12 protein-coding genes are annotated in these 18,792 nt (G+C 41.9%); 4 read left to right on the top strand and 8 right to left on the bottom strand.

Annotated features, from left to right (window positions below; translation table 11 throughout):
* Position 1 precedes the first annotated feature (1 nt).
* From ACVBIL_RS18250 to rfaH, 6 genes are all read right to left on the bottom strand, one after another.
* On the bottom strand, positions 2–1,156 hold the full coding sequence (locus ACVBIL_RS18250) for a glycosyltransferase (protein ID WP_447168381.1): 1,155 nt from the start codon (positions 1,154–1,156) through the stop codon (positions 2–4).
* The gene (locus ACVBIL_RS18245) at positions 1,153–2,574 is read right to left on the bottom strand and encodes a lipopolysaccharide biosynthesis protein (protein WP_447168380.1); all 1,422 of its coding nucleotides are present in this window, start codon (positions 2,572–2,574) and stop codon (positions 1,153–1,155) included. Before ACVBIL_RS18245 ends, ACVBIL_RS18250 begins: the two co-directional genes overlap by 4 nt.
* 94 nt (positions 2,575–2,668) lie before the next feature.
* Entirely contained in the window at positions 2,669–3,625 is a 957-nt protein-coding gene (locus tag ACVBIL_RS18240; protein WP_447168379.1) for a Wzz/FepE/Etk N-terminal domain-containing protein, read from the bottom strand.
* Positions 3,626–3,811: 186 nt separating this feature from the next.
* A complete protein-coding gene (locus tag ACVBIL_RS18235; protein ID WP_447168378.1) occupies positions 3,812–4,165 on the bottom strand; it encodes a four helix bundle protein in 354 nt (117 codons plus the stop codon).
* A 299-nt stretch (positions 4,166–4,464) separates the two neighbouring features.
* Positions 4,465–7,260 (bottom strand): SLBB domain-containing protein, encoded by a 2,796-nt coding sequence (locus ACVBIL_RS18230; protein WP_447168377.1) that lies wholly within the window; start codon positions 7,258–7,260, stop codon positions 4,465–4,467.
* Between the two features lie 1,625 nt (positions 7,261–8,885).
* Positions 8,886–9,407 carry a transcription/translation regulatory transformer protein RfaH gene (gene rfaH / locus ACVBIL_RS18225; RefSeq protein WP_447168376.1) on the bottom strand — a complete coding sequence of 174 codons (522 nt, stop codon included), beginning with the start codon at positions 9,405–9,407 and terminating at the stop codon, positions 8,886–8,888.
* 440 nt (positions 9,408–9,847) lie between these two features.
* Here rfaH and ACVBIL_RS18220 point away from each other — a divergent pair, with 440 nt between their 5' ends.
* The gene (locus ACVBIL_RS18220) at positions 9,848–11,317 is read left to right on the top strand and encodes a peptide MFS transporter (protein WP_447168375.1); all 1,470 of its coding nucleotides are present in this window, start codon (positions 9,848–9,850) and stop codon (positions 11,315–11,317) included.
* Positions 11,318–12,297: 980 nt separating this feature from the next.
* Entirely contained in the window at positions 12,298–12,696 is a 399-nt protein-coding gene (locus tag ACVBIL_RS18215; RefSeq protein ID WP_447168374.1) for a GxxExxY protein, read from the top strand.
* Between the two features lie 1,234 nt (positions 12,697–13,930).
* On the opposite strand, the gene ACVBIL_RS18210 is transcribed toward ACVBIL_RS18215, so the two are convergent.
* On the bottom strand, positions 13,931–15,037 hold the full coding sequence (locus tag ACVBIL_RS18210; RefSeq protein ID WP_447168373.1) for a response regulator: 1,107 nt from the start codon (positions 15,035–15,037) through the stop codon (positions 13,931–13,933).
* A 96-nt stretch (positions 15,038–15,133) separates the two neighbouring features.
* The gene (locus ACVBIL_RS18205) at positions 15,134–15,904 is read right to left on the bottom strand and encodes an MlaA family lipoprotein (protein WP_447168372.1); all 771 of its coding nucleotides are present in this window, start codon (positions 15,902–15,904) and stop codon (positions 15,134–15,136) included.
* Positions 15,905–16,432: 528 nt separating this feature from the next.
* Here ACVBIL_RS18205 and ACVBIL_RS18200 point away from each other — a divergent pair.
* Positions 16,433–17,965: a hypothetical protein gene (locus tag ACVBIL_RS18200; RefSeq protein WP_447168371.1), complete on the top strand. Its 1,533-nt coding sequence runs from the start codon at positions 16,433–16,435 to the stop codon at positions 17,963–17,965.
* A gap of 115 nt (positions 17,966–18,080) precedes the next feature.
* Positions 18,081–18,389, top strand: a complete 309-nt coding sequence (locus ACVBIL_RS18195) for an EscU/YscU/HrcU family type III secretion system export apparatus switch protein (protein WP_447168370.1) — start codon at positions 18,081–18,083, stop codon at positions 18,387–18,389.
* Positions 18,390–18,792 lie beyond the last annotated feature (403 nt).

Genomic DNA, 18,792 nt, shown 5'->3' with positions numbered 1-18,792 from the left:
TCTAACCCACCAAATCCATTAATAATTTAACTTCATTTTTCACAACTGCATTCCAAGTAAACTTTTTGGGTAAATTAACTGAACTTTCACTAGAAAGCAGTGCAACAGCTTTCATTGAAAACTCATTAATAAAATCTGGGCCAGAGTCCACAAGGTACTTATCAATTAAAACCTCAGGGAGCCCCCCTACTTTAGATGCTAAACAAGGAACACCAAAAGACAACGCTTCTAGAATCACAATAGGTAACCCTTCATTTTTACTAGGAAGTACAAGTAAACTAGCTTGTTTAATTAATGATTTTGATTCACTATTGCTTATTTGACCATGGAAAATACAGTTTAATCCATAGTCCCGCATCTGCCTCTCAATAGTACCCCTTAGAACTCCGTCGCCAACAATATGAAATTCGATAACTTCATTGGTTTTATTTTTAATTTTATAAAATATATCTGGCAATAAACCCGCATTTTTAATTTCGATTAAATTACCTACAAATATTACTCTCTTAATATCATAACTATCTAATAAACCTTTTGCATTCTCAATATCCACCCCATTGTATACAATAAAATCTCGCCCTCCGCAATAGCCTAATTCTAAAGACTTTTTAAGAAGGTGTTTACTCACAAAGAAGTTACCATTTGACTGTTGCAATAATTTACACACCATGTTTTTTTCCATTTTATTTTTTAATGGTTTAGTATGTATATCACTTCCGTGCGCAACCATAACAAAAGGAATATTTAGAGCGATAGAAAACTGGCGCGCAGTATTACCTGTTGCAGTAACATTGTGAGCCACAATTATATTTGGTTTAAAATTAGTTATTTCTGATTCGACAAGATTGTTTTTAATTAACTTGTTCAAACTAAACTTATTAAAAACTTTCATTATCATCGAAAAAATAGATATCAATACTGAATAATAGTTATATTTAACTCCTTCGAATGAAAAATCAGAACCCTGATTAACTCGCAGTAGAGACCTCGATGCAAGCTTCTTAATTATAGAGATTAAAAATGATTCCTCGTAAAATAAATTAATAACAAAGACATCGACGCCTAGTTTCTTATACATTAATATTCTTTTATGGACAGCATAAAATAATCCATTTTTCTTTTGAGGATCTAGGTTTACAATAAACAATACCTTCATATATTCCTATTGACTTCTCTATTTCTTATATTTTTAAAAAGTAAAAGCAAGACATTTTGATAGCTTTTCAATCCAACAAGCAACACCGCACTCCAAAAAGCAACAAATACCCAACGGTAAACAGGTCCATAGACTGAGTTTAATAATGCTAGTGCGAATATTATAACTATCGATACATACATCTTTTTTCTGGGAAACGCATACCATACCCTAGATGAGAACTCAGTTCTCAAAATAAAAAATAAAAGGAATGCTATCGCCGTTGATGTTGAGGCGCCTAAAGCTCCGTATTTTGGTATAAGAAGGAAACCTAAAATTAGATTTAATAAAAAAGCAAAAACAGATGACAGAAAAGAATATTTTGTTTTTCTTTTTATTCCAATACCAATAGATGTAACTTCAGAAAGTGTATATAACAATGGTGCAGCGAGACATAATACCATTATGTACTCAACATTTTTATATTCAACAGGTAAAAAATAAGGAACTAACCATGCAAAGCTACCGGATATACAAAAAATTACTATTACTGCCAATGTAATCAGCTCTGTGATATTTTGTATTTTTTTATAATTAACTCCGGCAGCAGCCCATTTATATACAGTTGGAGCCCAAATAATAGAAAATACTCTTTGCAGTAACGTTGCTGCTGCAGCAAAACTAGTAGCGACTGAATACACACCTAACTCACTAAAATCACTATAATATCGCAAATAAAACTTATCTATTGAAGTTAACCCCCAATAAGCAATTGCGCCAAATACAAGAGGATAAGCAAACTTCATCATTCTGGAAAATTTATCACGTTCCCAAACACAGCCTATAATGCTTAACCATTTTTCTTTCGTAAGTATTAAATAGATGATACAAACTAAAACTATAGAGTACATGTTTGCCATTAGCATAACTTCTGGCTCATTTAGCCCTACAAGCAAAAACAAACAAATAACAATTAGAAATATAACTTTAGGTAATACTTGCTGTAATGAAAAGCTCAATGCTTCATCATTCATCCTAAGAGTTAAACCTGTATACCTTGTTAATAAAACAGCCCAAAAACAGGCTATACAGCTAACACTTAACATATAGCTATCAATATCGAATATAAAATGGGATATTTGTTTTAAATCAAATATAAAGGCCAATAAAGTTAGTACAAACATAATAATGATTCCAGGAATGACCATCATCATAAATGTTTGGTTTTTTTTATCATCTTCATGATAATCTCTAACAAAGGCTTGATCTAAGCCGAGCGTACATCCCATGATGACAAAAGAAGAAATAACTGTAAAAAAAGATAACTTCCCTATATCTTCAGCCTCGAAAAACCATGCTAGTATCGGTAGTGTTAGTATCGAAAAAAATGAAGAAGCTAATGGCCCAACTGAAAAAAATAAAATTTTCTTAATATTCATATGCTAAAGTAAACTCGATAAATTTCACCAGAGGCACTTTTAATTAAATAAAAGTTCCCCTTATACTAAATGCCATTATACTGTAAGATTTTGATCACACTCTACGGCCACGAATAAGTACAAACAACGTACCAACAAACCAACCTAATATCGTAATCAAAATGCATATCAACGCTCTTTTAGGTCCGGATTTTTCCTCTGGAATTAATGCAGGATCAATCGTTTTAAAAACATATTCATCTCGCACTTCGGCAAACATAATCGTTTTGGTTTGCTCTTCAATCAGTTGATAGAGGATAGTACGAATGTCTGCAACATTTGTTTGTGCTATTTGTTTGGTTAAAAACTCACTGCTGCGATTCGCTTCTGCAACATCGCGCTCTTTCATCACCTTGTTAATATCTTGGATTAACCAGGTCACCCATTGCTGTGCGACACTAGGAGACAGATGCTCGACCGAGATTGTCACCATTCCAGTATCTTTAGCTGAATTAACTGCAATCACTTTAGTGAACTCTTTAAATGCTTCTTGCATTGAAGGTTCTGGCTTAAACGGTGCTTTTACTTCACGTACCCAAGTTTTGGTTTGTGGGTTATAAAGCTCGTCATCATAAACAAGTTTATCTGTTGCTAAATTCCACTCATCTGCCGCCATCAAGTCCGGTAATATATTGTGGCTTTGGATGAACTGACTAGCGAATTGACGCGACTTCATCACCTCGATGGCCATTTGCGTTTTATCAACGCCACCGCCGCCACCTAGGTTTATACCGGCCATACTTGCAAGGCCACCAAACTGGCCTGCCAATGCACTTAGTCCGCCGCCTTGTTCTTCACTTGCTGGAGCTAATAAAGCTTCAGACTTGTAGGTGTTGGGTTGCATTAGGGCGAAAATAACAGCGCCAATGGCAAAAACGGCTGTGATGGCGATGATGAGCCATTTGCCTTGCCAGATGACAGAAAACAACTCGCGAAGATCAATCTCATCGTCTGCCGGCGAAGCCGGCGTAAACTGGTGATCTTGTTTGTATTTATTTAGTTCATTGGACATTTAAAACTTATCTCATTATTTAAGTTTTCGAATACGGTTGACGGAACGCTCGCAAGCTCTCTTACAGAACACTTCGTTTACGGTTCAAGCTAAGAGCTGAACGGTCTGCGACCTACTGAACGCTGCGCTACGGATGACGGAACGCTTCGCTTACGGTAAAAACTTAAGGCCAAAGCGAACGCGTCACTAAACGTTATTGCGGGCTTTTATGCTTTTAATCAATCCTGCAAGCATCGCTGAGATTCTTTCAGCTTTTGCTAAAAGCTCATCCACGAATTTAGTTTCTAGATAGCCTATATCTTTACCTATCATCGCCTGTGTCATAACTTCGGCTAGCGATGCTTTAGCAATATACAAAAACTGTATTTTCTCTTTTGAACCCTGTCGTTCAATTCCCTCTGCAATGTTTGAAGGAACAGAAAGACCTGAACGAGTAATTTGGTCTTTGAATCCCCAATCCCTCAACTCTTTAGTCTCTATGTATATTGAACACGAGAGTTGGTAACTTAGCTGCCAAACTTCAAGCTTTTGAAACTTCATAACCATCCTTGGTTTTAAGTGCTTTGACGAACGCTGCGCTTACCGAATACGGTAGACGGAACGTTCGCAAGCTCACTGACTGTGTACGGAACGGCCTTCGGCCTACAGAACAAAAGCTTAAAGCCGATACGAACGCTTCGCTACTGATAACGGAACGTTCGCAAGCTCACTGACTGAACACTTCGTTTACAGAAAGAGTGGCTCTACTGTTATCCGTAAGGACGCAGTCCGTTCCGTAGCCGCTTGAGGCGTTCCGTTAGCGTAGCGTTCTGTAGCCGCTTGCGGCGTTCGTCTTAGCTTTATAAGTTTGCGACTGTGGCGAATGCGACGGCGCTGTTGTAGATGATTTGAGTAACTTGCGACCAGAGTGTTAGGTTGTCTTTGTACTCGGTATCAAGTGGCACAATGATGGTGTCGCCTGGTTGTAGGCTTGACTCACTGCTAAACCAGATTGAGCGGGTTGGAAGCATTACTGAGCCGTCTGCCTTGATAACATAGGTTCTGTCATCATCAGCACGCTCTCTAGCGCCACCTGACATTGCAAGATATTGGTCGATGGTTTGGCCATCTTTAAATCTATGCGTCGCTGCGTGCTGTACTTCGCCCATAACGGCAATGGTTTGCTTGGTTGAAGGTACGTAAAGTACGTCCATATCTTCTAACTGCAAATCCGCTTGCTTAATACCGACTGAGATTGCTGATACGTCAACCACTAAACGACCAACAGCTTGGATTGTTTCCAAGTCAGTTAGCATCATTTGTGCGTCGCTGTAGTTAATCACGTTACCGTCTTTTGATACGCCACGAGTAGCAACATCACGCAGGAGTTGTTCTGCGAGTTTTCTAACTTCTAACTGCTCTTGCTGGCGCACTGACTCACGTACAAATACTGACGATGGTAAGTAGGCATATTCAGTAAAGCCACCTGCTCGCTTTAACACGTCAGCTAATGTCTCACCGCGGCGGATATTATAGGTACCCGGGAATTTAACTTCACCGCGAATTTCAACAGACTTGTTTTCTTGCCAATCAGGGGTTGTCATTACAGTTAAAATATCACGCCCTTTTAAGGCGATATTTTGAGCGGCGTCGCCTTGAAGTGCAGCTTCAAGTTCAACATTGGTGTGTTTAATCGCAGAGCCATCCGCGGTGGTGTAAGTACTTGTTAACTCGGCGCGCGGCGTATAGGCACCTTCTTCTAGGCCGCCGGCAGCTGTGACTAAGTCTTTGATACGAGCATTAACCGCTAATGGATAGACACCAGGGTTATTAACGCGGCCATTAATTGCGACTGCGTTTACGCCAGCGCCAGCTCGGCCTTGGCTATTTAGCTTCATGATGATTGGGTAAAGCAACTCGCCGCGGTTCATCTCACCACTTAACTTGATTAAGTCGCTATCTTCAAACAGGTTAACCAACATCTTGTTGACTTCACCTTTAACCGCTTTAGCGGTTGGATCTTCTGCTTCGCCCTGACTGTTAATGGCAACGCCACCAAGCTCTTTAATATCTGAGAACTTCTTTTGGCTAAGTTGTGAAAAACCCGCTTCGAATAGGTCGTTACCTAGTAGTGAGGTGCCAGATAATGATTGAACCTTTTGTACACGCTCTTTTACTAGTTTGTTTAACTCATAACGGTTTTGGGTTAAGTCGCTAAAGTTAAAGAAAATCACTTTATCACGCGCTTGCAGCGTTAAGTCTTGCGAAAGCACTTTGCCATTAATGGCTTGTACTGGTGAGAATTGATAAACCTGAATATCACCTTGCTTATTGATTTCTCGAACGATAATCGCATATTCAAGATCGGCAGATACTGAGAGGTCACCCCAGATAGATGGCACTAAGTCACTGACTTTTTGACCTTGATACCACTGGTATTTGCCCGGTCTAACAACCGCGCCTACTACCGTAATGGCATCTTCGTATTGAGTCGTTGCACTTTTTACACGGATAACATCGCCAGCTAGGGCTTTAGTTGCTTTACCTTTAGTTGATGTTAAATCGACATTCAAAATTGATTTAAGGCTGTTGTCATTAAAGCGCTCAACGCTGCTGCGCCTAGGATAAGCACCAGGCTTTATGCCCGCTGCCATATCAATGACTTGTCCCATTGTTTCGTGCTTTTTAAGCTCGTAAATAGCAGGACGACGTACTTCACCAGTTACACTGACTAAGCCGCCTACTGCAGGAATGAATACCACATCGCCAGAGCGTAAGTTAATGTCACCCGATGCATCGCCGCGAAGCAGTAGATCGTATAGGTCCATACTGCCGACTAACTTGCCGTTACGCTTAACTTGGATATTACGTAGAGAGCCAATCTCGTTGATACCGCCAGCTACAAATAAAGCTTGGGTAATCGTCGATAAGCTAGAAACCGTATAAGAGCCAGGCTTGTATGCGTCACCCGCGACAAAGATGCGGATTGAACGTAGCTCGCCCATGGTGATATTTGACTGAATGCCAATCATTTGCTGATTGATGCGCTGCGACAAGGTTTCGCGCAGTTCACTAAAGGTTAACCCCGCAACAGAGATAGGGCCAAGCTCTGGAAACTGAATAACCCCTTCACGATTGATAACAAGGTCGTACTCTTTATTGTCTTTACCAAAAAGCTGCACTTTGATGTTGTCACCAGGGCCAACTAAATATTCGCTCGGTACTGGCACATCTGATACTGGTGCAAATGTTGTTGGCTCACCGGCAAACAAGTCATAACCAAAGCGTTTTAGCTCTTTTTTAGCGGCGTCTTCTTCGAACTTTAACTCTTCATCCGATTTATCATTTAACGGCTTGCCAAAAGCATCAACTGGGTTACCAAACTGATCGACTTGAATTAAATCGCCATTTACGTCGTACTGGGCACGAGGATTAACTAAGTTTGGATTTTCAAGTTGCGGTTGTGAGCTACTGCTACCCCCTAGCATTGAAGGGTCGATACCATACTGCTGTGCTAAGCGTTGCTGCTCAGATGCTGGAAGATTTTTAAATTGCTCCATCATTTGTGGAGAAGGCGTGATAGCACTTGCCTGCCCTGACAGTAATATCAGCGCTGACATACCAGCAATGATGAGTTTTTTAGTCTTGTTAAGCACCAGTAATCTCCGAGAGAGGTTAAAAATCTAATACGATAAGAGCTGAGACGAACGGCCTACGGCCTTACGGCACGTGACTATTTGTATCAATTGAATGTCACTACAGAACGCTTCGCTTACGGTAAAAGCAAAGCTAAAAAAACGGTTTAGAGCTGAGATGGTAAAAGCAAAGACGATCCTAGGTTCTAGGTTCTAGGTTCTAGGAAAATCAAAAAATTAAAGCTAAAGCGAACAGACTGAGTCACTTCTAGATTCAGCAAGTTATGTCTTGTAGGTTGGGCTTTAGCCCATCAAATACTTATACCATCTATAGAAGCGACGGCATAAATGCCGACCTACTTTTAAAGAAGGTTCTAGGTTTGAAATAAAGGTCCTAGGTTTACAAACAGTTCCTAGGTTCTAGGAACTAGGGAAATCAAAAAACAGTAAGGCTTAGACGAACGGCCTATGGCCTTACGGTAAAAGCAAAGACGATCCTAGGTTCTAGGTCCTAGAAAATCACTAGAACAACAGCTGTCTGGCTTTTGGCTTTGGCCTTTCTTAGCAGCGCAGCGTCCTAGCAGTGAGCTTGCGAACGCCCTAGAACCTATAAGTGAGCTTGCGAACGCCCTAGAGCCTAGAACCTAGCCGTGAGCTTGCGAACGCCCTAGCACCTAGGACCTTCTCAGTTTTCAGACACGCTACCGCCCATGGATTACGGCTTCCAACGTGCCCATCCGCTTGGCGGACTTGTCTAATTTTGTGTCTTTCAAATTAACTTAAGATAGGTTCAGCTGATGCACTTATCTTAAATTAACTCTCTGTTTTGCTATTCCCTGCTACTATTACTAAGCACTATTTACAAGCACTGCTTGCTAAGCCGTTGGCTAGCTTTACAGCCTACGCGGCTATTACTTAGTTACTTAGTGCGACTACTTAAGCACTATTTATAAGTACAACTACTAGGCGCTGGCTGGTTTAACGGGCTATCTAACGGTCTTCTCACTGCTGCACTGACCATAGGTTGTACATTGTATGACTCGACGGATTGATGCCCTGCCCTATATAACGAGTAAAGAGCACTGCCACTCATTACTTACACACTGTTACGCCAGCATTTGCTTCACTCGGTAACACATCAAGCTAAACCAAGCTATCTAAGCCAAGCTAGCGCTCTACGTATATCCCTGCTCATTTTGCCGGTATCACTCTGTCGCAAAATTTTTGAGAAGCGCAGAATTATACACTAGCCGGATCATTTGAGCAGTAACTCTAAGCCTAACCATGCATTGGTTGCCGATTCTTTATGCAACTGTAAATTTTATTCGGTTTGCGCAAACAACTTGCGCCGTATCAGCCTAGTGAGATAAATCTATTGATTATCGACTCACTGCGGGCTTTATATGCACTGCCTTTGCTTTATATACACGGCCTTGGCGTTATTAACACTGTCTACTAGACTATCTCGGGATAACTTTTTCGCGACAACTACGGCTGTTAAAGCAAGCATTAAAACGCGTATTATTGGTAATAATCTGTATCACTATATAAGACGACACTTTGAGTACTATGGCGAATATCTCACAAAAATAATCTTAAATTTCGCACTTTCAATTTATTAAGCTCAGAGAAACCAATAGCTGCATTTATTTAACGGGTTTAATCGATTTTCTTGTTACTGCAACCCGTTGCTGCTTACCCATTAAGTCAAATAATACAAAACAACGCTTTTCACCATTAACCTCATCGAAGATCCCTTCAAGTTCTACGAATGGCCCTTCGGTAAAGCACACTCTATCCCCCTGCACCATCTCAGGCGCTGGCAAGGTCTCTGGTTCTTGAGGTGAAATATCAGAAATTAACTTGTGCTCACGCATTTTAATGGCATGAATAACCCTGTCATCAATAGGTGTCATTAGTTCTTTGCAGCCAACGATTCTAATGACACCGCGTGTATTGTGGATTTTAGCCACGCTGGTGATTTCAGGATCGAAGTGAATAAATAGATAACTAGGGAACAGCGATACTCGCTTAACGGTTACTTGTCCTTTAAGTAACTGTTGCTCGGGGTAGGTCGGCAGATAAGTTTCAATTTGCTGAAGAGCCAAATTTTGCTGCGCTCGGGCTTCGCCTCGAGATTTGCAATATAATAGATACCAAGCCTTCATTCTCTCTCTCATCTGTAATTCAACAACTGCTTTTACAATTGGTGACGTCCCATTCACCGCACCGATACTAACAAATTTGCTGCCTGCATTGGAAGATGCACCTCATCAAAGCGCAGGTTTAATCTCACTTTTAAACACTAATCTTAACCTGCCGCTAGCAAGTGGTCATTTAGTCGCCAGTTACGCTTTCAAAATTGACTTTTGCAGCGCATAAAGGGTATACAAGGTGGGCTTTATCGCATTTGACGCTGTTTTAAGCGCCAAATGATAAAAATTAGAATACAAGCCCACAATAAAACAGCTCATTGCACTACAAGTTCACTTAAGATTTAACATTTTTAACTGAGTCTGTGCATTGAAAGCTGTAATAATTTATGTAAATCAAATTTCTGTAGTGATAATTGAGCTACAGGCAATCACAAGCGAAGGTGGAAGAATACATGAGCGTAGCAAAACCCCAGGGGACGATGCTCGGGCATCCAACAGGACTGTTCCTGTTGTTTACAACTGAATTATGGGAACGTTTTAGTTATTACGCAATGCGTGCGATCTTGGTGCTTTATCTAGTAGATAAAGTACAATCAGAAGGCGGACATGGCCTTGGTTGGACACAAGGCGATGCTATTTCGCTTTATGGTACATTTACAGGTCTTGTTTATTTGACCCCACTAATCGGTGGTTGGTTAGCCGATAATTACCTGGGTCAACGTAGATCTATCATGATTGGTGGTGCCTTAATGGCCGCGGGTCAATTTATCTTGGCGCTGCCACACAACTGGATCCCTGGTTCAGAAACCATGGCCTTTTATGTTGGTCTTGGCACGTTAATCTTGGGTAACGGTCTGTTTAAGCCGAACATTTCAACTATGGTTGGCGACCTATATGAAGAGGGCGATCATCGCCGTGACGGTGCATTCACCATCTTCTACATGGGTATCAACGTAGGTGCATTCCTTTCGGGTATTATCGTCGGCTCGGTTGTTGCCGCTTACGATGGTAACTTCCAGATGGGCTTCTTGTGTGCCGGTGTTGGTATGGTGTTGTCACTGATCATTCAATTCGTATTTGCACAAAGGTTACTCGGTGACATTGGCCGTAAGCCAGCTGCTAAGCTTGAGAAAGAAAGAGCAGAAGCTGCGGGTGATACGCGTAAAGAGCCACTGACTAAGATTGAGCGTGATCGCATTAAAGTGATCATGGTTATGGGTTTATTCACTATCATCTTCTGGGCGGGTTTTGAGCAAGCCGGCGGTTTGATGAACCTGTTCACAAATGACTTTACCGATCGCATGATTGGCGGCTGGGAAGTTCCAACGACTTGGTTCCAATCACTTAACGCCATGTTCATTGTTATTTTTGCGCCAGTAATTGCTTCAATCTGGATCCGCTTAGGTAAGAACGAACCAAACTCACCGGTTAAATTTGCATTAGGTCTGGTACTGCTTGGTATTGGTTTCCTATTCATGATTGGTGCTGTATTAGAGATGGGCGGTGACGCTAACGCTAAGTCAAGCATGTGGTGGTTAGTGGGTGCATACTTCTTCCATACTATGGGTGAGTTATGTTTATCTCCTATTGGTCTATCTATGGTAACTAAACTTGCTCCACTGCGTATCGCATCGCTAATGATGGGCGCATGGTTCCTTTTCATTGCTATCGCTAACAAGGTTGGCGGCGTGGTAGGTTCATTTATTGGACATGCTGGCGAAAGAGAAGAGCAGTTAGCAAATGCTATGGCTATCTTTGCTGGTATCGCAATTACCTCTGCTATTTCAGGCATTATCCTGTACTTCATGGCTGATAAGCTAGTTGACTGGATGCACGGCGCTGAAGGTGGCCCGCATACTGAAGAAGAAGCACTCGAAGAAGAGATTGCTGTTACAGCAGAGCATGAAGCGATTAGAAGGTAAGACATCCGGTTTAGGCTAAGACGGTTAGCGCTTAGACGGAAAATCCGAATGAGCAAAGACGGTCTCAGCTGAGACTAAAGCCGGCAAAGCTTGAAACATAAAATGCCAGAAGATTACTCTTCTGGCATTTTTGTTTTTAAGATTTAAACCTGGTTTAAGCAGAGGCGAGGAAGGCCAGACAAGCTACAAACACGGCCTGTAATGTACTTTTGGCTTTTCACCTCAGAGAAATGTGCTTCACGCTACAATCAAAAGCCAAAAGCTATTCACCACGGAGGGCACGGAGCGCTTCGCGACACGAAGAAAAGCAACCGCAAGATCAAAAACAGCAAGTCAATCAACAGATATTTTGCTCTTTTGCACTTCTCCGTGTCCTCCGTGAAAGCGCAGCGCTTCGTGGTGAGAATGCTCGTCATGCTGTAATCAAAAATTAAAGCTATGCACCACAGAGAAATGTGCTTCACGCTACAATCAAAAGCCAAAAGCTATTCACCACGGAGGGCACGGAGCGCTACGCGACACGAAGAAAAGCAACATCAACATCAATCAAAAGCCAAAGCTATTCACCACGGCAAATATGGCGAAGCCATGTGCTAATAAGCGAGAGCTAGGGATAGCGAACTGGCCGTTAAACACGGATGTTATTGGGACTCGGAGCGCTACGCGACACGAAGAAAAGCAACATCAACATCAATCAAAAGCCAAAGCTATTCACCACGGCGAATATGGCGAAGCCATGTGCTAATAAGCGAGAGCTAGGGATAGCGAACTGGCCGTTAAACTCGGATGTTATTGGGGCACGGAGCGCTACGCGACACGAAGAAAAGCAACATCAGACCAACTAAAAATAGCACTAATCTTTTGCTCTACGCCCTTCTCCGTGTCCTCCGTGAAAGCGAAGCGCTTCGTGGTGAGTTAGCCGTAGTCTTTAAAAGCTTTTGCGCACAGGCTTTCAAATTTCGTCTAACCTTATCTTAAGCATGGAGGCTGAAGTTAGGAGCAAATTAATGCAATTTAGTGAGTTATCACATCAAGTAATAGGTTGTGCTATTGAAGTTCATAAACAACTGGGACCGGGTTTGCTAGAGTCAGCTTATGAGCAATGCCTGGCACATGAACTAACTTCGAATAGGATACCTTTCAAAATTCAACATCCAATACCTGTCGAATACAAAGGGATTAAATTAGATTGTGGTTACCGAATAGACTTACTAATCGATAACACTATTATTCTAGAGTTGAAGAGTATTAATAGGATAAAATCAATTCACGAGGCTCAATTGTTGACTTACATGAAACTTGCTCAAATCAACGTTGGCCTTTTAATCAATTTCAATGTCCTAACCCTAAAGAATGGGGTTAAACGATTTATAGTATAACTCGTTACGCAAGTGCCACACTCTTAAGAAAAACCAATTCATCACATAGAAATACGCTTCATGTGTAATCAATAATTAAAGCTATACACCACACGGAAATGTGCTTCACCCTGCAATCAAAAGCCAAAAGCTATTCACCACGGAGGGCACGGAGCGCTACGCGACACGAAGAAAATCAACATCAAGACTAACTAAGAATAGCGCTAATATTTTGCTCTTTTGCACTTCTCCGTGCCCTCCGTGAAAGCGCAGCGCTTCGTGGTGAGAACGCTCTTCATGCTGTAATCAAAAATTAAAGCTATGCACCACAGAGAAATGTGCTTCACGCTGCAATCAAAAGCCAAAAGCTATTCACCACGGCGAATATGGCGAAGCCATGTGCTAATAAGCGAGAGCTAGGGATAGCGAACTGGCCGTTAAACACGGATGTTATTGGGACTCGAAGCGCTACGCGACACGAAGAAAAGCAACCGCAAGATCAAAAACAGCAAGTCAATCAACAGATATTTTGCTCTTTTGCACTTCTCCGTGCCCTCCGTGAAAGCGCAGCGCTTCGTGGTGAGAACGCTCTTCATGCTGTAATCAAAAATTAAAGCTATGCACCACAGAGAAATGTGCTTAGCTCTGTAATCAAAAGCCAAAGCTATTCACCACAGAGAAATGTGCTTCACGCTGCAATCAAAAGCCAAAGCTATTCACCACGGAGGGCACGGAGCGCTTCGCGACACGAAGAAAAGCAACATCAACATCAATCAAAAGCCAAAGCTATTCACCACGGCGAATATGGCGAAGCCATGTGCTAATAAGCGAGAGCTAGGGATAGCGAACTGGCCGTTAAACACGGATGTTATTGGGACTCGGAGCGCTACGCTACACGAAGAAAAGCAACCGCAAGATCAAAAGCAGCAAGTCAATCAACAGATATTTTGCTCTACGCCCTTCTCCGTGCCCTCCGTGAAAGCGAAGCGCTTCGTGGTAAAAAAGCCTTTAAATCACTAGTTAAAAACCAAAACCATTCACACAAAGGACACTGTAATCCGTTTTACGTTTCAGCTTTAAGATTGTATAGAATCTAGCAGGAGCAAAGCGACGCTCTAGCCAGCCGTAGGCTGTACTAGCAGGCCAAAGGCCGATCTTCTTAGCTTAAAACCGTCAGCGCAGCGTTCCGTAAGTGAGCCAGCGAACGTTCCGTAGGCTGTAAACCGTTCCGCTTGCGCTCTTTTTGGCGATAGCCCTATTGTAATGACAATTGAATATATCCGCCGGGCTGGGTGTTGGGATCGTGAATTAAGCCGTGAAATTGGTTATCTAATAACTGCTGTTTATGTTCATTGACTGAGGTCGATATACATAACTTTTCACCAAAGAGTAAGGTTCTAAACTGTACACTCGGTTTATTCCAATTTGTCACGCCGAGCTGTAACGTATCTGCCAGGGCTATGCGGGATAATCCCTCACTGTTTTTCAGATAGCACCTAAACTCACTTCCTGCGGTTGCAATCGCTACGCGATAATTTACTCTTTCGATTACGACATACGCCATATCAACCACAATATCTAGCCCCGACTTAGCCATACGGTCATTAAGATACACCAGCATATTAAAAGGCTCGATAATGACGTTAGAGGTGCGATTTCGGTAAAGTTTAAGCTTATGGTTAACAAAACTCTTCAACAGCACTGAAGCAAATGCAGCTCGATTATCATGTGGGTAAAAATGCGCCATATACATCATCACGTGTTTGTCGTCTATCATGACAGTATCGATAAAGTGGGCACTCACCTCATCTGTATTAAACAAGCTATAGTCAATGACAACGCCGCTATATTCGACGCGGCTAGGTGGGAAAAGTTGTTGCTGTACGCTTTTTGCGGCTTCACTGCTTTGTTCTAATAACGCTAAACTCTCACTAAGCTCTAGATAGGACAAAGACTCTTGCTCATCAAAGTTCAATGAGTCTTCAAATGAACTGTTCAAGCATTCGCGTATAGCGTTTTCAATTAGGTATAAATCTGAGACAGGTTTGACAAGGTAATCACTTGCACCATGCCTTAATGCATCAATCACATCAGACATAGCTTGATTACCAGAAATAATAATAGATGGGGTACCAGGTCTATGTTGATTCATCGCCTTGAGCATATCTAAACCGCCAAGTTTAGGCATACTTAAATCTGCAATGACAATATCAAATTTCTGCGCTTTGAAGCAGCTTAGGCCTTGCTCGCCATTCTCTGCTTCTATCACCTTTGCACCGCGACTATCTAGGTAGGACGTGACTAATTTGCGAAAAACAGGATCATCTTCCACAAAAAGTATTGTTAACTCTGTTAGCGCCATAACCAACCCTTAAATAACAACAGCGAAAAAACACCTCCTTGTATTTTTTCGCACTTTAAGCGGCGCTATTATTTTTATATGCCCACTTATCGAATGCTATTCTAATTCCTGCATATACTCATCAAGCAACTCGTCATCATCGTCACTTTGAGGAATGTCACCGTCATATACTTTGTAATCCATGTGTTGAAAATACGCATCTTTCACAAAGGTATATGGGTCAAGAGCATTATCAACTAATCGTTCCTGATCGATTGCAGATGCTCGACTATGCAAGTTTTTAAGACCCCATTTTAACACTGACTGCCAAAACGTCAGCTCTGATAGAGGGAAGTATAGATCATCTACCCAGTCTGATGCGAGCTCCCTTGTAACATACGGGCCGAAAAAGGGAGCCATAAAATAGGGGCCGTTTGGAACGCCGTAATAACCGAGTACCTCATTAAAGGAATCTTGTTTTCGCGTCATGCCCATCATTTCAGCGACATCAATAACACCTAACAAACCTAGTGTCGTATTAACCGTAAATCGGCCACCCGCATTGGCTGCCCAAACCCACTTACCTTGTAGTGTGTTGTTAACCAAGCTGGACGGTTCTTCCAGGTTAAGCACAAAATTGTTTATACCACTCTTAACCGGATAGGGGATGTAATCGTTATAACCGTGAGCAACGGGGCGGTAAAAATACCTATCCATAAACAGATAGTTAAAGTCCCACATCGCTCGGTTAAAACCTTCTATTGGATCACGAGGGTCGTTATAGGTGACTGTAACCTGCTGTTCACTATCCATAGTCGTATCTTCTGCAGCTTCAATTGAAGGCATTGCACAAACCGCAAGAGAAAACACAATCCATTTAAACTTCATAATTGTCTCTTTAAAAAAGAATTTGTTGGAGTCGTCTCGCTGTCTTAATCCATTACCGCTGTCAGACTCAATTCCATTCACTAAAAATGTACACTTGGCTTTAGGTAAATCTAAATAACTCTTTTAAATCAATAAAATACAGCATGAGCAATATAATGTTAATCATTGGCTATAGCATCAACCAAGATTCTAGCTAAAGTCATACGGGCTTCGAGCCGATATAGTTCACAAGAGCTACAAGCCAACTAAAACTAACAAAATAGTTAATAATATTTATTAATACGCTAGAGATGGCTAAGCATACTGAGTAAGACCATAAGGTCAAACATAAATTTGTGAATAAACATATCTAACTAGTCGTATGAACCATTTTAAAACTGAAAAGAGCTTACTTTGGATACTCTGACCAATATCACCACTAGTTCCAGTAACTTAGGTTCCAGTAACGGGACCAGTAATTTACATAAAGGAACATGCTCTAGCCTGGATCCTAACCTGACTCCTAGCCAGGGAAGGGTTAGCTCGCTGGTGCCTGTTGCATTACACATCACTAAATCTGAATTGAGCGTTTATCTTTCAGGGCAACAATACAGGTTAAAAACACAGCAGCCACTGCCCATTCAGCAACTCACTCATGCTCATAGCTTTCTCTTAAATATAGTGCAAATTAATGGCGCCACAAACCAAAGCACGCTACTCGCTATCGGTAAGGCGCTCAGCCTTGCTTTACCTCAAGCTTTATTAACCGTGCTAAGTCCGAACAAAGACCAAGAGAAAAAACTACAGCAACTGGCGAAACGTAAAGACGGTTATCCGCTGCCAACAGGGCAAGTTAACGGTAATAATCTGGTTTTTAACCAAGGTCCGTGTATAAAGTTAGATATGCTCCATAGCGTACAACAAGGTGAATACTGCTGCGTAATAAAAAGTAAGGCAAACCAACTGTGTCTTGAATTATCACCTATTCAATTTAGAGCTGAAATCAACTTGATTAGCCCACTGCAAGCGAAGCCAATCGACGCTAAAGATGGCGCTTTACAGCCGCTAACTAATCAAGGAAGCCATCAAGAAAGTCATCAAGAAAGCAAAAAAACTGACGTTAACTTTTTGTATCGGAACCTTTTTAACATTCTGGAAAATATTGACACAGCTCCACCACTGTCCGATAAGGGGCTATTGAGTAACAAGGACCATAAAACAGACACCAGCATTAGCTCTGTAATACCAGCAAACCGGTTAGCTGGAGCGCTAGAAAAAGCGGGCGGCTTGCCTAAAAGCGCCCCCTCGCTGACTAACACAACGCAGAGCTTAGCGTCCGTACTTTTAACGTTATTGCCAAAACTGGCCCCTGAGACGTTAATTGAATTAAGCCAACCACAGCGTCTCAAACAATTAATAATGACCACAATTAGCCACACGCTGTCGCCGAATGAGTGGTTAAACACGCCAGTTAAGTCTCATACCGATACCATAAGCTTATTATTTCAACTGTTATTAGGGCGAGCATCATCTTCGCAGCTCAGTCCAGCGTTAGCGCACAAAATATCAATGCTACAAGAACACCTGGCGCTTCCAGAGCCCATATTAACCTTACTCCAGTCCACTGCGGCTCACCGTTCAATATCCGCGCTATTAAGTAATCTCAGCCTTTACCAACAAGCTTCAAGTCAAAATGAGCATGCTATTAACTACTTTTTTGCCCTCCCCTATTCCATCAATCACTACCAAGAACAGCTAGAGGGCCATATACACCAAGAAAAGCGCCCCAATGCAAAGGATCATGTTTGGCGCTTACGATTAAAGTTTAATTTAGCAACTGGCCCGCTTCTCATTAGTGCTCAAACCCTTGAACACAATAATCAATATTCTAATTCGCCATTGAAGCTTACATTTACGTCTAGCAATGAAACGCTTATTAATAAAGTTAATCTGCTTGCTGCATCACTAACCCAAAAGTTAGAGGGCATTGGTTTTAGCCAAGTCTCGCTCAGCGCCAAAAAAGAAGATGTTCCAGCAACTATTCTGCCTGGGGAACATTACTTGGTAAAAGTGGATGTATGACAACAATTAACAGGCGTTCTATTGTTAGCGGTAGCCAGTTTCTAGTTTTCTGAAACTCAAGCTAACACAGTAACAAATGATCATTTTCGCCGCCTGAATCACTGAGAGTAAAACGATGACAGAACCAAAAAGAACAAACAAAGCGGTAGCACTCAAGTATCAGTCAGGTACGGCGCCAAAAGTATTAGCCAAGGGTGAGGATGACCTTGCACAGGAAATTGTCGCCTTAGCGCAGCAAGCGGGGATCCATATACATCAAGATGAGTATTTATGTGACTTTTTACAACGCTTAGAGGTAGGAGACGAGATCCCCAAGGAACTCTATCTACTTATCGCTGAACTCATCGCTTTTGTATATGTGCTAGACGGCAAGTTTCCAGAAAAATGGAACAACATGCATCAGAAGATAATGGAAGAGGTTTAAAGAAGGTCCTAGGTCCGAGGAAAGGCAAAGAAAGGTCCTAGGTGAAAGCTAAGATGGAAAGCAAAGAAGGACGAAAAAAACAGAGATGAACGGCCTGCGGCCTTACGGCACATGACTGTTTGTATCAATTTGATGTCACTATGGAACGCTTCGCTTACGGAAAACCGTGAAAAGCAGGTTCAAGCTGAGACAGGAAAGAAGGTAAAGATTGATGTATTGACACCAAAGGTTTTTCTCATCTCAATCTTTTAGCGTGAGGGTGTGATAGATTCAGTGTAACTGACTTGTTGCTTTTATTCTTGCTGTTGCTTTTCTCCGTGTAGCGCAGCGCTCTGTGTCCTCTGTGGTGAATAGCTTTGGCTTTTTGGTTACAGCGTTTAAGAGCTTTTTTACCACGGAGCGC

This window comes from Shewanella sp. 125m-7, assembly GCF_052977045.1.
The sequence above is the reverse complement of the archived record's forward strand: the minus strand, read 5'-3'. Positions and strand labels throughout refer to the sequence as shown.

Excerpts from the sequence above, each read along its gene's own strand:
- rfaH (WP_447168376.1), bottom strand. The coding sequence starts at position 9,407 with ATGAAGGCTTGGTATCTATTATATTGCAAATCTCGAGGCGAAGCCCGA.
- ACVBIL_RS18210 (WP_447168373.1), bottom strand. The coding sequence starts at position 15,037 with ATGGCGCTAACAGAGTTAACAATACTTTTTGTGGAAGATGATCCTGTT.
- ACVBIL_RS18235 (WP_447168378.1), bottom strand. The coding sequence starts at position 4,165 with ATGAAGTTTCAAAAGCTTGAAGTTTGGCAGCTAAGTTACCAACTCTCG.
- ACVBIL_RS18220 (WP_447168375.1), top strand. The coding sequence starts at position 9,848 with ATGAGCGTAGCAAAACCCCAGGGGACGATGCTCGGGCATCCAACAGGA.
- ACVBIL_RS18195 (WP_447168370.1), top strand. The coding sequence starts at position 18,081 with ATGACAGAACCAAAAAGAACAAACAAAGCGGTAGCACTCAAGTATCAG.
- ACVBIL_RS18215 (WP_447168374.1), top strand. The coding sequence starts at position 12,298 with ATGGAGGCTGAAGTTAGGAGCAAATTAATGCAATTTAGTGAGTTATCA.
- ACVBIL_RS18245 (WP_447168380.1), bottom strand. The coding sequence starts at position 2,574 with ATGAATATTAAGAAAATTTTATTTTTTTCAGTTGGGCCATTAGCTTCT.
- ACVBIL_RS18250 (WP_447168381.1), bottom strand. The coding sequence starts at position 1,156 with ATGAAGGTATTGTTTATTGTAAACCTAGATCCTCAAAAGAAAAATGGA.
- ACVBIL_RS18240 (WP_447168379.1), bottom strand. The coding sequence starts at position 3,625 with ATGTCCAATGAACTAAATAAATACAAACAAGATCACCAGTTTACGCCG.
- ACVBIL_RS18205 (WP_447168372.1), bottom strand. The coding sequence starts at position 15,904 with ATGAAGTTTAAATGGATTGTGTTTTCTCTTGCGGTTTGTGCAATGCCT.